Annotated in this window: 15 protein-coding genes; 4 read left to right on the forward strand and 11 right to left on the reverse strand. The window is 65.6% G+C overall.

The features are described from left to right. Positions 1 to 124: 124 nt before the first annotated feature. From N687_RS0107040 to N687_RS22935, 7 genes are all read right to left on the reverse strand, one after another. The gene (locus N687_RS0107040) at positions 125 to 1,480 is read right to left on the reverse strand and encodes an ammonium transporter (RefSeq protein WP_051663562.1); all 1,356 of its coding nucleotides are present in this window, start codon (positions 1,478 to 1,480) and stop codon (positions 125 to 127) included. 771 nt (positions 1,481 to 2,251) lie between these two features. After that, positions 2,252 to 2,464, reverse strand: a complete 213-nt coding sequence (locus tag N687_RS23775) for a hypothetical protein (RefSeq protein ID WP_156040068.1) — start codon at positions 2,462 to 2,464, stop codon at positions 2,252 to 2,254. A gap of 151 nt (positions 2,465 to 2,615) precedes the next feature. Continuing rightward, positions 2,616 to 3,815, reverse strand: coding sequence for a thiolase family protein (locus N687_RS0107045; protein ID WP_029421186.1), 1,200 nt, complete (start codon positions 3,813 to 3,815; stop codon positions 2,616 to 2,618). Positions 3,816 to 4,094: 279 nt separating this feature from the next. Then, positions 4,095 to 4,787 (reverse strand): cyclase family protein, encoded by a 693-nt coding sequence (locus N687_RS0107055; protein WP_051663021.1) that lies wholly within the window; start codon positions 4,785 to 4,787, stop codon positions 4,095 to 4,097. Positions 4,788 to 4,863: 76 nt separating this feature from the next. After that, positions 4,864 to 5,499, reverse strand: coding sequence for a 3-oxoacid CoA-transferase subunit B (locus tag N687_RS0107060; RefSeq protein ID WP_029421188.1), 636 nt, complete (start codon positions 5,497 to 5,499; stop codon positions 4,864 to 4,866). Further along, positions 5,499 to 6,161, reverse strand: coding sequence for a CoA transferase subunit A (locus tag N687_RS0107065; protein WP_029421189.1), 663 nt, complete (start codon positions 6,159 to 6,161; stop codon positions 5,499 to 5,501). The genes N687_RS0107060 and N687_RS0107065 overlap by 1 nt, the downstream gene beginning before the upstream one ends. 72 nt (positions 6,162 to 6,233) lie before the next feature. Then, positions 6,234 to 6,809, reverse strand: coding sequence for a GNAT family N-acetyltransferase (locus tag N687_RS22935; protein ID WP_197029224.1), 576 nt, complete (start codon positions 6,807 to 6,809; stop codon positions 6,234 to 6,236). A 160-nt stretch (positions 6,810 to 6,969) separates the two neighbouring features. Between N687_RS22935 and N687_RS25090 the strand changes: the two genes are divergently transcribed. Further along, positions 6,970 to 7,104 (forward strand): hypothetical protein, encoded by a 135-nt coding sequence (locus N687_RS25090; RefSeq protein ID WP_269320488.1) that lies wholly within the window; start codon positions 6,970 to 6,972, stop codon positions 7,102 to 7,104. Positions 7,105 to 7,169: 65 nt separating this feature from the next. Here the strand turns inward: N687_RS25090 and N687_RS0107075 are convergent, their stop codons facing one another. The 3 genes from N687_RS0107075 to N687_RS0107085 form a co-directional block, all read right to left on the reverse strand. Next, positions 7,170 to 8,876, reverse strand: coding sequence for a long-chain-fatty-acid--CoA ligase (locus tag N687_RS0107075; RefSeq protein ID WP_029421190.1), 1,707 nt, complete (start codon positions 8,874 to 8,876; stop codon positions 7,170 to 7,172). Beyond that, positions 8,873 to 9,640 (reverse strand): SDR family NAD(P)-dependent oxidoreductase, encoded by a 768-nt coding sequence (locus N687_RS0107080; RefSeq protein WP_029421191.1) that lies wholly within the window; start codon positions 9,638 to 9,640, stop codon positions 8,873 to 8,875. Before N687_RS0107080 ends, N687_RS0107075 begins: the two co-directional genes overlap by 4 nt. 81 nt (positions 9,641 to 9,721) lie before the next feature. Next, positions 9,722 to 9,943 (reverse strand): hypothetical protein, encoded by a 222-nt coding sequence (locus tag N687_RS0107085; RefSeq protein WP_029421192.1) that lies wholly within the window; start codon positions 9,941 to 9,943, stop codon positions 9,722 to 9,724. Between the two features lie 221 nt (positions 9,944 to 10,164). Between N687_RS0107085 and aceA the strand changes: the two genes are divergently transcribed. The 3 genes from aceA (at position 10,165) to N687_RS23780 (ending at position 12,076) form a co-directional block, all read left to right on the forward strand. Further along, the gene (aceA, locus tag N687_RS0107090; protein ID WP_029421193.1) at positions 10,165 to 11,451 is read left to right on the forward strand and encodes an isocitrate lyase; all 1,287 of its coding nucleotides are present in this window, start codon (positions 10,165 to 10,167) and stop codon (positions 11,449 to 11,451) included. A 121-nt stretch (positions 11,452 to 11,572) separates the two neighbouring features. Continuing rightward, positions 11,573 to 11,803 carry a hypothetical protein gene (locus N687_RS0107095; RefSeq protein WP_029421194.1) on the forward strand — a complete coding sequence of 77 codons (231 nt, stop codon included), beginning with the start codon at positions 11,573 to 11,575 and terminating at the stop codon, positions 11,801 to 11,803. An 87-nt stretch (positions 11,804 to 11,890) separates the two neighbouring features. Then, complete coding sequence (locus N687_RS23780; protein WP_029421195.1) at positions 11,891 to 12,076, forward strand: hypothetical protein; 186 nt, start codon at positions 11,891 to 11,893, stop codon at positions 12,074 to 12,076. 52 nt (positions 12,077 to 12,128) lie between these two features. On the opposite strand, the gene N687_RS0107105 is transcribed toward N687_RS23780, so the two are convergent. After that, positions 12,129 to 13,424, reverse strand: a complete 1,296-nt coding sequence (locus N687_RS0107105; protein WP_029421196.1) for a glycosyl hydrolase family 18 protein — start codon at positions 13,422 to 13,424, stop codon at positions 12,129 to 12,131. Positions 13,425 to 13,480 lie beyond the last annotated feature (56 nt).

The following is a 13,480-nucleotide window of genomic DNA, read 5'->3' on the forward strand; positions in this document are numbered from 1 at the left end:
AACAAAAGAATTGGCCGCCTTATCCCCCGGGCAGAAGCCCGGGGCTCGCTAGCATGTCCAGATTCGTTCACAACCAAAGGGCCCTGGGCGATCACCGCCCAGGGCCCCGAATCCCCGTCCCCCGTCAACGATCCCCGGATACGCCGATCTCGCTTCTCGCCGCGGCCAAACTCATCCCCGGTCCAACCAGACGCTCCAGTTCGTCGGCCGACAACTGCTCGGGATACGCGCTCTCGTTGTGCAGCACCGCATCCAGGCCGAGCAGTTCCTCTTCGCGCGTCACGCGGAAGCCCATGACCGCGTCGACGATCTTGATGAGGATCAGCGTACCCACTCCGGAGAACACCCACGTCGCCGCCACCCCTGCCAGCTGCACCAGGAGCTGGTGCGGATTCCCGTGGATCAGCCCGTCGGCCCCCGCAGGGTTGACCAGCGTGGTGGCGAACAGCCCCGTGGCCAGCGCGCCCCACGTACCGCCGATGCCGTGTCCGCCGAACGCGTCGAGCGCATCGTCGTAGCCGAGCTTCCCCTTCATGAAGGTGGAGGCCAGGTAGCACAAGATGCCGCCGATGAAGCCGATCGGGATCGATCCCGCCGGCGTCACAAACCCTGCCGCCGGCGTGATGGCCACGAGTCCGGCGACGGCCCCCGCGCAGGCGCCGACGAGGGTCACGTGTCCGGTGCGCATGCGCTCCACCAGCATCCACCCCAGCGCCGCCGCGGCGGTGGCGGTGTTGGTCGTCAGGAACGCCTCAACGGAGAGTCCGTTGGCCGCGAGGGCGCTGCCTGCGTTGAAGCCGAACCAGCCGAACCACAGCAGCGAGGTCCCGAGGAGCACGAACGGCACGTTGTGCGCCTGGATCCGCTTCGAGCCGAGTTCCGCCCGCTTTCCGAGGTAGATCGCAGCGACCAGTCCGGCCACCCCGGAGCTGATGTGCACCACCGTGCCGCCCGCAAAGTCCAATACCCCGAGGTTGCGCAGCCAGCCGCCGACGCCCCAGACCCAGTGCGCCAGCGGATCGTAGATAAACGTCGCCCACAAGGTGATGAAGACGAGGAAGGAAGAAAATTTCACGCGCTCGGCCAATCCGCCGATCAGAAGCGCCGGCGTGATGATGGCGAACATCATCTGGAACAGGGCGAACAGCATGGCCGGAATCGTGCCGGCGTAGTCCGGGTTCGGGTCCACGCCGACGCCGTGGAACAGGCTCCACTGCAGCCCGCCGATGAGGTGGTGCACATCCGGCCCAAAGGCGAGGCTGTATCCGAACAGCACCCACTGCACGGAGACGATCAGCATCACCGCGAACACTTGGAACATGGTCGTGATGACATTTTTCTTGCGCACCAACCCGCCGTAGAAGAGGGCCACCCCCGGGGTCATGAGCAGCACCAGCGCCGTGGCCACCAGGATCCAGGACGTATCTCCCGGGTCTACCCTTCCCGTGTCAGCAAACGTCACGCCCGGGACCAACAACATCGACAACCCGGCCGTCAGCCCGGCCAGTGACCTGCCGCGCGCATTCCGCGCATTCCGCGCATTCCGCGCATTCCACGGATCCCGCGCATTCCGCACATTCCGCGGTTCTCGCGAATCCCATGTCTCACTCAACATGTTCGTCTACACTCCCTCCCGTATCGTTGATTTCAACATACAAAGTCCGCCGGAAGGGATCAATGGGTTATGTAAATAATTCTAACATGTTATGTAATGAAAACGCACTCATTTGGTCATGTGGTCGAGGCGCCCTCTCCCGATCCATCCGACGCACGGACATCCCGGTGTCGCGCGGCCTACGCTTGCCTGCCCGAGGCCATTTCGTCTACACGGGCACCATCGACGCGCGGTCCACATTGGCTTTCTGCTTCACCCGCGTTCTGCATCCTGCTCGTCGCCTGTGAAATGGGTGGTGAATGGGTTATGAATGGGGGGTGAATTGGGGGGAATGGGTTGTGAATGGGTGGATGGCGGTGCCCTCGAGCGTCATGATCGGGGCGGTTATAAACGAATGATGCTTATCCAACCGGGCGCGCGAGGGCATAGCAACCGAATGGTACTTATGCGAGTCCACCGAGGTACTCATAGAAACGGTTTTGAATTTAACCTAGCTCGCCTAGGTTGCCGCTGGCCTCAGTAAATCAAACCTTTTACTTTATCGTACCTGGCTGAGAAGGTATAAGGCCAAAAATGTGTGTATCGTCACATCGTCACGAGTCCATAACATCGATTCGTTTTCTACCACTTCGCATCCTAGGCGTGCCGCCTGAGCGGACGGGGCGGGGCACCCGCGCCACGCACCCGCGCCACGCACCCGCGCCACGCACCCGCGCCACGCACCCGCGCCACGCACCCGCGCCACGCACCCGCGCCACGCACCCGCGCCACGCACCCGCGCCACGCACCCGCGCCACGCACCCGCGCCACGCACCCGCGCCACGCACCCGCGCCACGCACCCGCGCCACGCCCCCCCCCCCCCCCCCCCCCCCGCCACGCACCCGCGCCACGCACCCGCGCCACGCACCCGCGCCACGCACCCGCGCCACGCACCCGCGCCACGCACGCAACCCCGCGCCGCGCCCGCACCCCGGTACCCGCCCCGCCGCCCGCACCGCGCTACGCTTCCACCCGCTCCAGAATCGTCGCCAGCCCCTGGCCGACGCCGATGCACAGCGTCGCCAGGCCGTAGCGGGCGCCCGTGCGCCGCAGCTGCAGCGCCAGCGTCCCCGCCAAGCGTGCACCCGAACAGCCGAGCGGGTGGCCGATGGCGATGGCGCCGCCGTTCGGGTTGACCCGCGCGGGATCGAGGCCGAGTTCCTGGATGCACGCCAGCGACTGGGCCGCGAACGCCTCATTCAGCTCCACCCAGTCGATGTCCGCCACCGTCAGCCCCGTCTTCTCCAAAACCTTGCGCGTCGCGTACACCGGTCCGATGCCCATGACCCGCGGGTTCACCCCGGCCGCCGCCGACGCCACCCAGCGCGCCAGCGGCCGCAGCCCCAGAGCGCGCCCCTTGCGCTCCGACACCAACAGCAACGCGGCCGCTCCGTCGTTGATGCCCGACGAGTTGCCCGCCGTCACCGTCCCGCCCGCGCGGAAAGCCGGCTTGAGTTTCGCCAGCCCCTCCAGCGTCGTCTCCGGCCTCGGATGCTCGTCCTCCGAGACCACCGTCTCGCCCTTGCGGTCCCGCACCGTCACCGGCAGAATCTCCTCCGCGAACACCCCTTCCGCCTTCGCCCGCGCCGCTTTCTGCTGGCTGGCCAGCGCGAACTCGTCCTGGGCCTCACGCGAGATGCCGTACTGCTCGGCGACGTTCTCGGCCGTCTCGCCCATGCTCTCGATGGGATACGGAAAGTTCGGGTTCGGCATCCGCCACCCCAGCGTCGTGTCCCACAAGGTCTGGTTGCCGCGCACGTACTCCATCTCGGGCTTCGGCAGCACCAGCGGCGCCCGCGTCATGCTCTCCACGCCACCTGCCACCGCCATCTCGATCTCCCCGAGCGCGATGGCCCTCGCCGCCTGGTTCACCGCCTCCAGCCCCGACGCGCACAGCCGGTTGACCGTCACCCCCGGCACGTGCTCCGGCAGTCCAGCCAACAAAAGCCCCATCCGGGCCACGTTGCGGTTGTCCTCGCCCGCCTGGTTGGCGCAGCCCATGAACACGTCCTCCACCTCGGCCGCGTCGACGCCTGCCCGTTCGATCACGCCGCGAATCACGTGCGCCGCCAGATCATCCGGCCGCACCCGCTTGAGCGCGCCCCCCTGCCGCCCGATGGGGGTGCGCACATACGCCACCAGCCATACGTTCTCCGCCATTCGCCTCTCCCCTTTCCTGCCGCCACGGCGCCTTCATCAGGTCCGTCACAAAAGTAAACTCCGCTCGCATCAGGAAATTCTTCACCGGGTTGATCTCGAGCGCCACCCGGGTGGGGCTCCGCCATCCCCTCTCAGGGTTTCAACACCACCTTGCACCCTTCCTTGCTGAGCGCGTGGTCCTTCATGGTTCGCCTCTCCCCTCTCAGATGTCCGCCCCGCCGTCTGCGATGATCCCGTTCTGGTCCGTCCCATCGAACGGGTGCTCGACCGTCGGGTGGTTCATGAAAGGGCGTTCTCCTTCCCCGGGATGGCGATGGCGCGGATGGGCGATGCGGTCGCCCCCTTGACGTTGAGCGGCAGCCCGATGAAGAGGAACCGCCGGTTAGCTACCCGATCCAGGTGGACGAGGTTTTCAATCAGGAGGATGTCGGCCCCGAGCATCCGCATGTGGACAGGCCGTTTCGGATTGCCCACCTCGTCGACCATGGCGAGGTCCATGCCCAGTGCCTTGATGCCCTTCTCTTGCAGCCACGCCGCGCCGTCGTCGTTGATCCCCTGCCACTCGTAGAAACCCGGGTCACCCCACCGACCGGGAAACGCCCGCAACAACACGATGTCTCCCTGCCGAATCTCGATGGCGCGCTCCTCGCACCGGTGTGCAAGCATGGCGCTGTCGATGACCGCATCCGGCGCCTTGTCCGACACGTCAATGCACACGGCCGGGCCTATCAACTGCTGGAGCGGAACCTCGTGGATGTCCTTCCCGCCCTTGATGAAGTGGGACGGGGCGTCGACGTGGGTGCCGCCGTGATCGGACGCGATCAGCAGCTTCGACGCGAACCCCTCGCACGGCGGTTGATACCGAGGCGCCGAGAACTCGTAGGTCACCTGGTCGAGCAGGGTGAATCTTGGATGGGACGCGAACGTTTTGAGCCCGTCCTGCAGCTGAAGCGTCAGATCGATGATCTCCATCTCACCCGTCTCCTTTCACCATCTGTATCCGATGTCATCGCGCGGCCCGTTGGCCGAGGCCGGCACAGGCCGGGCCTCAGGCCAGCTGCACCTTGAACTCGGCTGCCGTCTGGCGCCGCACCACCTCCAGCGTGGCGCCCGGCATCAGCTCCGTCAACACGAGCCCCGCCTCCGTCACCCGAAACACGGCCAACTCCGTGATCACCAGATTCACGGGGCGGTCGGCGGTCAGCGGCAGCGAGGCGTTCTGCACAATCTTCGGCTGCCCGTCTCGGGTGGTGTGGCTCATCGTGACGATCACGCGGCCCGCCCCCACCAACAGGTCCATCGCACCGCCCACGCCGAGCACCGTGGCGCCTGGCACCGACCAGTTCGCCACCCGCCCTTGGGCGTCTACCTGCAGAGCCCCGAGAATGGCCACGTCCACGTGTCCGCCGCGGATCATCGCGAAGGACAGGTCGCTCGCGAAAAAGCTGCAGCCGGGGGTCTGGGTGACGGGCAGTTTGCTGGCGTTGATCAGGTCGGGATCCACTTCGCCCGGTTTCGGGGCCGGTCCGACACCGAGCAGCCCGTTCTCAGTGTGCAGATACACGTCCACTCCAGGCGGCAGGTGCTCGGCCACCAACGTCGGGATCCCCACGCCGAGGTTGACCACGTCGCCATCGCGGAGCTTCTGGGCCGCCCGCGCGGCGATGCGATGTTTGATGTCCATCACGCGGCACCTCCCCGCTGCACGATGAAATCGACGTACAGATGGGGGGTCACGATGACCTCCGGATCGAAGTGGCCCACCTCGACGACCTCATCCACCTCGGCGATCACCAGCTTCGCTGCGGTCGCCATCACCGGGTTGAAGTTGCGCGCCGTCTTGCGATAGACCAAGTTGCCTAACCGGTCCGCTTTGTGCGCCCGAATCAAGGCCACGTCGGCGGTGAGGGCATACTCCAACACGTACGTCTGGCCGCCGATGACCTTCGTCTCCTTGCCCTCACCGAGCAGGGTCCCGGCCGAGGCACGTGTATAAAAGCCGCCGATCCCGGCGCCGCCCGCGCGGATGGCCTCGATGAACGTCCCCTGCGGCATCAGCTCGACCTCGAGTTTTCCGGCGAGTACATGCTCCCCGACCACCGGGTTGCTGGTGAAGTACGATCCGATGGCCTTCCGGATCCGCCCGGCCTCCAGCAGGCGGCTCAAGCCCTTGCCCGGCTCCCCGACGTTGTTGCTGATGACCGTCAGGTCCTTCTGCCCCTGGCGGTACAGCTCGTCGATCAGCTCCAGCGGCGCCCCCACCAGGCCGAACCCGCCGACCATGATGGACATGCCGTCGCGGATATGAGCAATGGCGTCCGACTTTGAGACGACCTTCTGTTTCATGCTGCCTTCCCCACACCTCCTCAAGCCACGACCAAATATTCGTGCAACTGCATGACGTCGTTGCAGTCCGGGCTAATCCATCCGTAAGGGCTTTTGAACAACAACGTAATGTTCTAATTCTGCAACGGGAGTAAAGCCAGCCTGAAGGTACATGGATTGCGAACCATGGTAGTGAGCCGTCTGCGGGTTGCCTTTCGGCGGATAAGCTTCCAGCAAGGTCATCCCTTGATTGCCCATGAACTCACAGCAGGAATTGAGGAGCCGGCGCGCAATTCCGCTTCCACGGTAAGGTGGCGCAACCAAAAAACACACAATGCTACCCACCGTTGTATCGGTCCCGTCGAGGGCGTTCAGCATCTTTGCCAATCGGGGAAGCGTATGACGAGGCGCTGCATGACACCAGCCGACCACTCTGTTTGAGTCATAGGCGAGAAGTCCATGGTGTTGGCCCCTGAGTATGAGTTCAGTGACGGCTCGGCGATTCATGTCTCCAAAGCGACCAGCCCACTCGCTGTGGGAGACACAGCAATGGTAATAATAGCAATAACATCCGGCCCACTCGTCCCCATCCGGGAATGCATCGTGATCGAAGAAATGTAAATAATCATCGACCAGATCTGGTGTAAGCGGCTTGATCGTGAGATCCATGACAATCCCTCCACTTTTGTTGAACCATCCTGCCGTTCCTGCGAACAGAGCCAATCCGCGGCCTGCTTGCGCAAGGGGTCCATGTCCGTGGCCTTCCGCGAAAAAGTGGCCACATGGTTCCGCCATTCGCCGATACAATCTAGGCAAAGGAGGGACTCACATGGATCCTTTGGAGACGTTTCGCCAGATTTACGGCCAGGTACCGGATTGGGCCGAGGCGATGCACCGCTGGGCGCCGGAGGCCGGGATCCCCGCGTGGTTCACCGGATACGCGTACCTCCGATCCGCCGAATAGGGCGATCCGGGCGGCCGCCGCGAAGACGGCCGCCCGCCCCCCCTCGGCCTCTCGTCACACGGCAGCTATCCCCGCAGCGCCCGCCGCAAGAACTTGCCCGTCGCCGTCTTCGGGAGCTCCGGCAAAATCTCCACTTGCCGCGGGTACTTGTACGCCGCCATCCGATCGCGGCAGAAGGCCACCAACTCGTCCGGCGACACCTGTCCCTCGTATTCCGCCTTCAGGGCGACGAAGGCCTTGACCGTCTCGCCCCGGTACGCGTCCGGGACGCCCACCACCGCCGCTTCCCGCACCGCCGGATGCTGGTACAGGACGTCCTCCACCTCGCGCGGCCAGACCTTAAAGCCCGACGCGATGATGACGTCCTTCTTCCGATCGACCACGTAGAACCACCCGTCCTCGTCTCGCCGGACGACGTCGCCGGTCAGGAAGTACCCGTCACAGAACGCCTGGGCGGTCGCCTCCGGCCGCCCCCAGTATCCGGAGAACACCATCGGCCCGCGCACGGCCAACTCGCCCAGCTCACCCGGGGGCAGTTCCACGCGCGGATCGTCCAGGGACACCACCCGCGCGTCGCAGCCCGGCACCGGCACCCCGATGGCGAGGGCGCCGCTCTCGCCGTCCACAGGGGCACGCCGTCCGTACGGGACCGCGTGCGTCGGTGAGTTGGTCTCCGTCAGCCCGTAGATGTTGTGGATGTACACCCCGAAAGCATCCTCAAACTGCGCCACGACGCGCTCGGGGATGGGTGCCCCGCCGCTGTAGCACCGGCGCAGGGACGCAAAGTCCTGTCGGCGGCTGTCCGGATGGTTGAGCAGGGCGATGTACGCCGTGATGGCGCCGACCGTCATCGTCGGCCGCCAACGGCGCATCATGTCGAGGGCGACCCCCGGATCGAACCGGTGAAAGAGGACCAGCGGCGCCCCCGTGCAGGCGGACAGCGCGATGTGCCCGACGATGCCCGTCACATGAAACACAGGCGCGATCCCGAGGATCACGTCGCCGCTCCCGATCTCCATCCACGCCTGGTACACGCGCGCGTTGTAGGCGACGTTGCGGTGCAGGTTCATGGCGCCCTTGGGCTGGCCTGTCGTACCCGACGTGTAGATGAGGTATGCGACATCGGCCGGCCGGACCTTCACCCGCACGTCCGGCCGCGGCTCCTCCTCCCGCAGCACGTCGCGCAGCCACACCACCGCCGGTCCCGCCGCACCCGACTCCCCCGCGCAAAAGCAGGCCGCCGGCTCTGGCGCCCCGACCCCCGAGACGGGAGTGGGCCTGTCGCGAAGCGGCTCGTGCGAGCGCGGAGCGACAGGCCCACTCAACACCACCTGCTGCACCCCGGCCTCGGCGGCCACCCGGTGTGCGTCGTCGGTGTAGAGGGAGGCCAAGCTCACCAGCACCCGCACCCCCGCGTCCTTGAGGTGGTACGCCAGCTCCTTCTCCTTGAACATGGGGTTGAGCGGCACCACGATGGCCCCGCGTTTCCAGGCCGCGTACTGGGCCGCGAGAAACTCCGGATCGTTCTGCAGGTACAGCCCCACCCGATCGCCAGGACCGACGCCCCACGCCGCGAACCGCGCCGCGAGCCGATCCGCCCACGCGTTCAGCTCGCCAAAGGAAATCACCCGGTCGAAATACAGCACCGCGGGGGCGTCCGGCATGCGGCGGACGGTCTCTTCGAAGAGATCGATCACGCTCTCCTCCGCCACCCCCAGCTCCGCCCCGAGCCCCGCGGTGTACAGCTTCGTCCACGGCCGCTCCGCGGTCATTGCGCCAGCCACCCCCCGTCGACGTACAACACGTGGCCGTGGACAAAATCCGACGCGTCCGATGCCAAGAATACCGCCGCGCCCATCACGTCCTTTGGCTCGCCGAGCCGCCCCGCCGGCGTGCGCGACAGGATGTCCCGCAGGCGGTCCGGGTCCTCCAGCCAGCCGGCCGTCATCGGCGTGCGGATGTACGCCGGCGCCAGGCAGTTGACGTTGATCCCGCGGCTCGCGTACTCGGTCGCCCACACCTTCGTCAATTGCACGATGCCGCCTTTGGACGCTGCATACGCGGTCTGGTACGGCATGCCGACTCCGCCGAAGATGGACGCGATGTTGATCACCTTGCCGCGCCCGCGCCCGACCATCCGCCGGATGACCTCGCGCCCGACGAGGAAGATGCCGCGCAGGTTCGTTCCGAGCACATCGTCCCAGTCGTCCGCTCCGTACTCGGTGAGCGGCTTGCGGATGTTCTTGCCCGCGTTGTTGATGAGGATGTCAATCGGCCCGACTTCACGCTCGATCCGCTCGACCGCCTCCACCACTTGGCCTTCCTGGGTCACATCCGCCTGCACGAACACGCCCCGCCGACCGAGACGCTCAATCTCAGCGACCGCTATCGATCCGCTCTCCGGATCGCGCCCCAGCACCACCACATCGCTCCCGGCGTGCGCCAGGCCGCGCGCCATCGCCAACCCGATGCCACGCGTCCCGCCCGTCACCAGCGCCAGCCTGCCGTCCAGAGAGAACGTTGGAAACTCCGACATTCGCCCACCCCGCATCAAACTCATAGCAACATTCGAAATTCTAGTTCTATGTTAGCGGATTCATGGGCCCAGGAAAACCCCTCACTCAGACTGTCCACCGCAACGATCGCAGGTGTACACCGCCCCCGGCCGCTGCGTCCGGATGTCCGCCCCGCACTCGACACAGGGTAAGGAAGATCCGCCCTGCCGCGCGTCCATCAATACCTTACCGCCTCCACCGCAATCCTCCATCCGCCCATTCACCCACCGGTCTACACACGTCTCTGTCTCCGTCCCCACCGTCCGCAGGTGCTGCATCGGCATGGGCCTCGTCCTCCTCTCCCGCCATTCCGCGGATTGTTATACAACAATGTACTGTCCAGATCGCGCTGCGTCAACACAACACAAAGAAATTTTTCTCTTGTGTTATATAACAATTCGTGTTATATAACAATATACATACATCGCACGCGTGTGAAACACTTGGTCAAAATCTTCTTGCGTGCGTCAACCTTCAACCTATTTCTGTGGAGAGGATGATGGACATGACGACAGGGTGGATGCAGGCGGAAGCGGAACAGATGGCGCGGTCGTGGCGGGAGGATTCGCGTTGGTGGGGGATCGAGCGGCCGTACACCCCGGAGGATGTGCTGCGGCTGCGCGGATCGCTGCACGTGGAGCACACCCTCGCGCGGCGCGGAGCAGAGAAGCTGTGGCGCCTCATCCAGGAGGAGCCGTTCATCAGGGCCCTCGGCGCCCTGACGGGGAACCAGGCCGTGCAGCAGGTGAAGGCCGGCCTGAAGGCGATCTACGTGAGCGGCTGGCAGGTGGCAGCGGACGCCAATCTGGCCGGCAGCATGTATCCCGACCAGAGCCTGTATCCGTCCAACAGCGTCCCGGAGGTGGTGGCGCGCATCAATCGCGCCCTGCGGAGGGCGGATCAGATTCAATCGAGCGAGGGTGGGGGCGGGATCGACTGGTTCGCGCCCATCGTGGCCGACGCCGAGGCGGGCTTCGGCGGGCCGCTCAACGTCTTCGAGGTGACTCAGTGGATGATCGAGGCCGGAGCCGCCGGAGTCCACCTGGAGGACCAACTGTCGTCGGAGAAAAAGTGCGGCCACATGGGCGGGAAGGTGCTCATTCCCACGTCGCACGCGGTGCGCAACCTGGTCGCCGCGCGCCTGGCAGCCGACGTGTGCGGGGTGCCGACCGTCCTCATCGCCCGCACCGACGCCCATTCCGCCAAGCTGTTGACGAGCGATGTGGACGATCGCGATCGACCCTTCCTCACCGGCGAGCGGACGGTGGAAGGGTTCTTCCGCATCCGCGGCGGGCTGGAGATGGCCATCGCGCGGGGCCTCGCGTATGCCCCCTACGCCGACCTCATCTGGTGCGAAACGTCTGAGCCGGACTTGGATGAGGCGCGCGAGTTCGCGGAGGGCATCCACGCCAAGTACCCGGGCAAACCGCTCGCCTACAACTGTTCGCCCTCGTTCAACTGGAAGCGCAAACTCGACGAGCGAACCATTGCCCGGTTCCAAGAGGCGTTGGCGGAGATGGGCTACCGGTTCCAGTTCGTCACCCTGGCCGGCTTCCACACCCTCAACTACAGCATGTTCACCCTCGCTCGGGGCTACCGGGACCGCGGCATGGCGGCCTACGCGGAGCTTCAGGAGGCGGAGTTTGCCAGCGAGCGGGACGGCTACACCGCGACCAAGCACCAGCGGGAGGTAGGCACTGGCTACTTCGACGAGGTGTCGCGGGTCGTCTCAGGCGGGTTGTCGTCGACCACGGCACTGGAGGAATCGACGGAGGTGGCGCAGTTCCACTGAGCGGCCCAGGTGGAATGGCGAGCGTCAGTGTGTGATTCGAGGGCGGGTCGCCCCCTGTCTCGGCGACCCGCCCTCGGACTATAATGAAAGCGACGGCACGGAACAGACGGAGGCGAATTGTGTGACCCGTAAATCGCTGGACGAGTTCCTCAACTCCGAGCGCCGGCGGCAGAATCGGGAGATCCAGTTGCGGATCCGCGCGGGGTCGCCGGGCATGAAGCGGCGCATCCGCCGCCGGCGAAGCCAAGCGGAGCTCTCGTTGCTCGCGCAGGCGATTTCCGACCGGATCAAACAATGGGACGAGGAAGGGATCACGGAACGCCATGGCCGGCATTGGAAGCTCCATCTCTGACACGGACATTCAGAAGGTTCGGGATCGACTGGCTGCGCTGGAACGCGACTCGTCCGACGGGCTGATACGAGCGGGCACGCGAGGTGTTTGAGCGCGTGGGATTCGAGCCCAAACCGCTGGGTACCCGCCACTGGTACCATCCGGGACTGCAGTTGCCCATCGAGATCCCCGATAGACATCGACTTCGCCTATCTGGAACAGGAGGCGGCGAAGCCCGAGCAGGGCGTGGCCGACTTGTTGGCGGCGCTCAAGCGCCAGGCCGAACAGTTGTAAAGGCACCTCCAAGACCCCTGCCGCTGGCGGAGTCGTGGAGGTGCTCCCTCTTTCACACCTTCCGGACCTCGAAGCTATCATCCAGTAGGTACCAATTCTGAGGAAACGAGTTCCCCAGCACCCAGTAGCTCACCCCGCGCAGGTTGTATTCGTAGACGAGGTTCAGCTTCGCGGAGACGCTCAATGCGTCGTCGAACCACACCACCCGCTCCTCCAGCTCACGCGTGCGGTACCGGAAGAAGGGCGACGCGGACGGATGTTCCCACTGGATCGGCACCTGCTCGCGGATGGCCAGGTTCTGCGCGGTGTTGTTGGCGATCCCGGAGGCGCGCCCGCCGGCCGGATACGGCAGCGGCCAGTCGTACCCGTAGAGGGATATGCCCATCAGGATCTTCTGCGGCGGGATGACGGACGTCGCATAGTCGAGCACTGCCCGCACCTGGTTGAGCGGCGCCACGGCCATCGGTGGCCCTCCGACCCAACCCCACTCGTACGTCATCAGCATCAGGAAGTCCACCTCGGCGCCGAGCGTTCGGTAGTCGAACGCGCCCATCCACTGGGCCATCGGGTCGTCGCTGGTCTTGGGGCCCAGCGCGATCGACAGGGACATCCCGGCGGGCCGGACGATGCGGCCCAGTTCTCGAATGAACTGGTTGTACAGGGGCCGGTCGGTCGGCCGCATATGCTCAAAGTCGACGTTGATCCCGCGGAACCCCTTCGACCGCGCGAGGCGCATGATGTGATCGAAGAGGCGGCGCCGGATGCTGCCGTTGGCCAGGATGGTGTGCGCCAGTTCGGTGTTGAACGTGTTGCCGTCGAAGTTGCTCACCGTCATCAAGGGCGCGATGCCGTATCGCTTGGCCACCTCGAGGGCGATGTTGTCCTTCGTTTCCACCAGCGTTCCGTCGGCGCGCGCCTGGTAGCTGAAGATGCTCAAATAGCTCAGCCAACGTCCCACATCCTGCAGGATGCCGGAGTCTGTCGGCGTGCCCTGCGGCAACAGGTAGCCGTTGACCTCGATGGTCCGTTTCTGGGTCACGCGGCGCGGCACGAGCACTGTCTGCCCTGCCTGCCACTGGGGCCCCGTCGTCTGGCGAATCTGGCTGTAGCTCTCCAACTCTTCGAGCGACACGCCGAGGCGCCGGGCGGCCTGCGTCAGGTCCTCGCCGCGGCGGACCCGATAGGTCTGCGCCAGGGTCGCCGGCCCCGGCACCAACAGGTGTAACCCCGGCACCAACACGTCTTCCCCCGCGAGCTCGTTCCAGCGAACGAGATCGCGCGTGGTGGCCTCGACCCGGTCAGCGATCGCGCGCAATTCGTCGCCCGCCACCACGGTGTATACGCGCATGCGGATCCCCCCTTCGCCGCAGGCCGGTCGCGCACGGCACAGGCCGATGCGCGGAC

The organism is Alicyclobacillus macrosporangiidus CPP55, from assembly GCF_000702485.1.
GTDB lineage: Bacteria > Bacillota > Bacilli > Alicyclobacillales > Alicyclobacillaceae > Alicyclobacillus_H > Alicyclobacillus_H macrosporangiidus_B.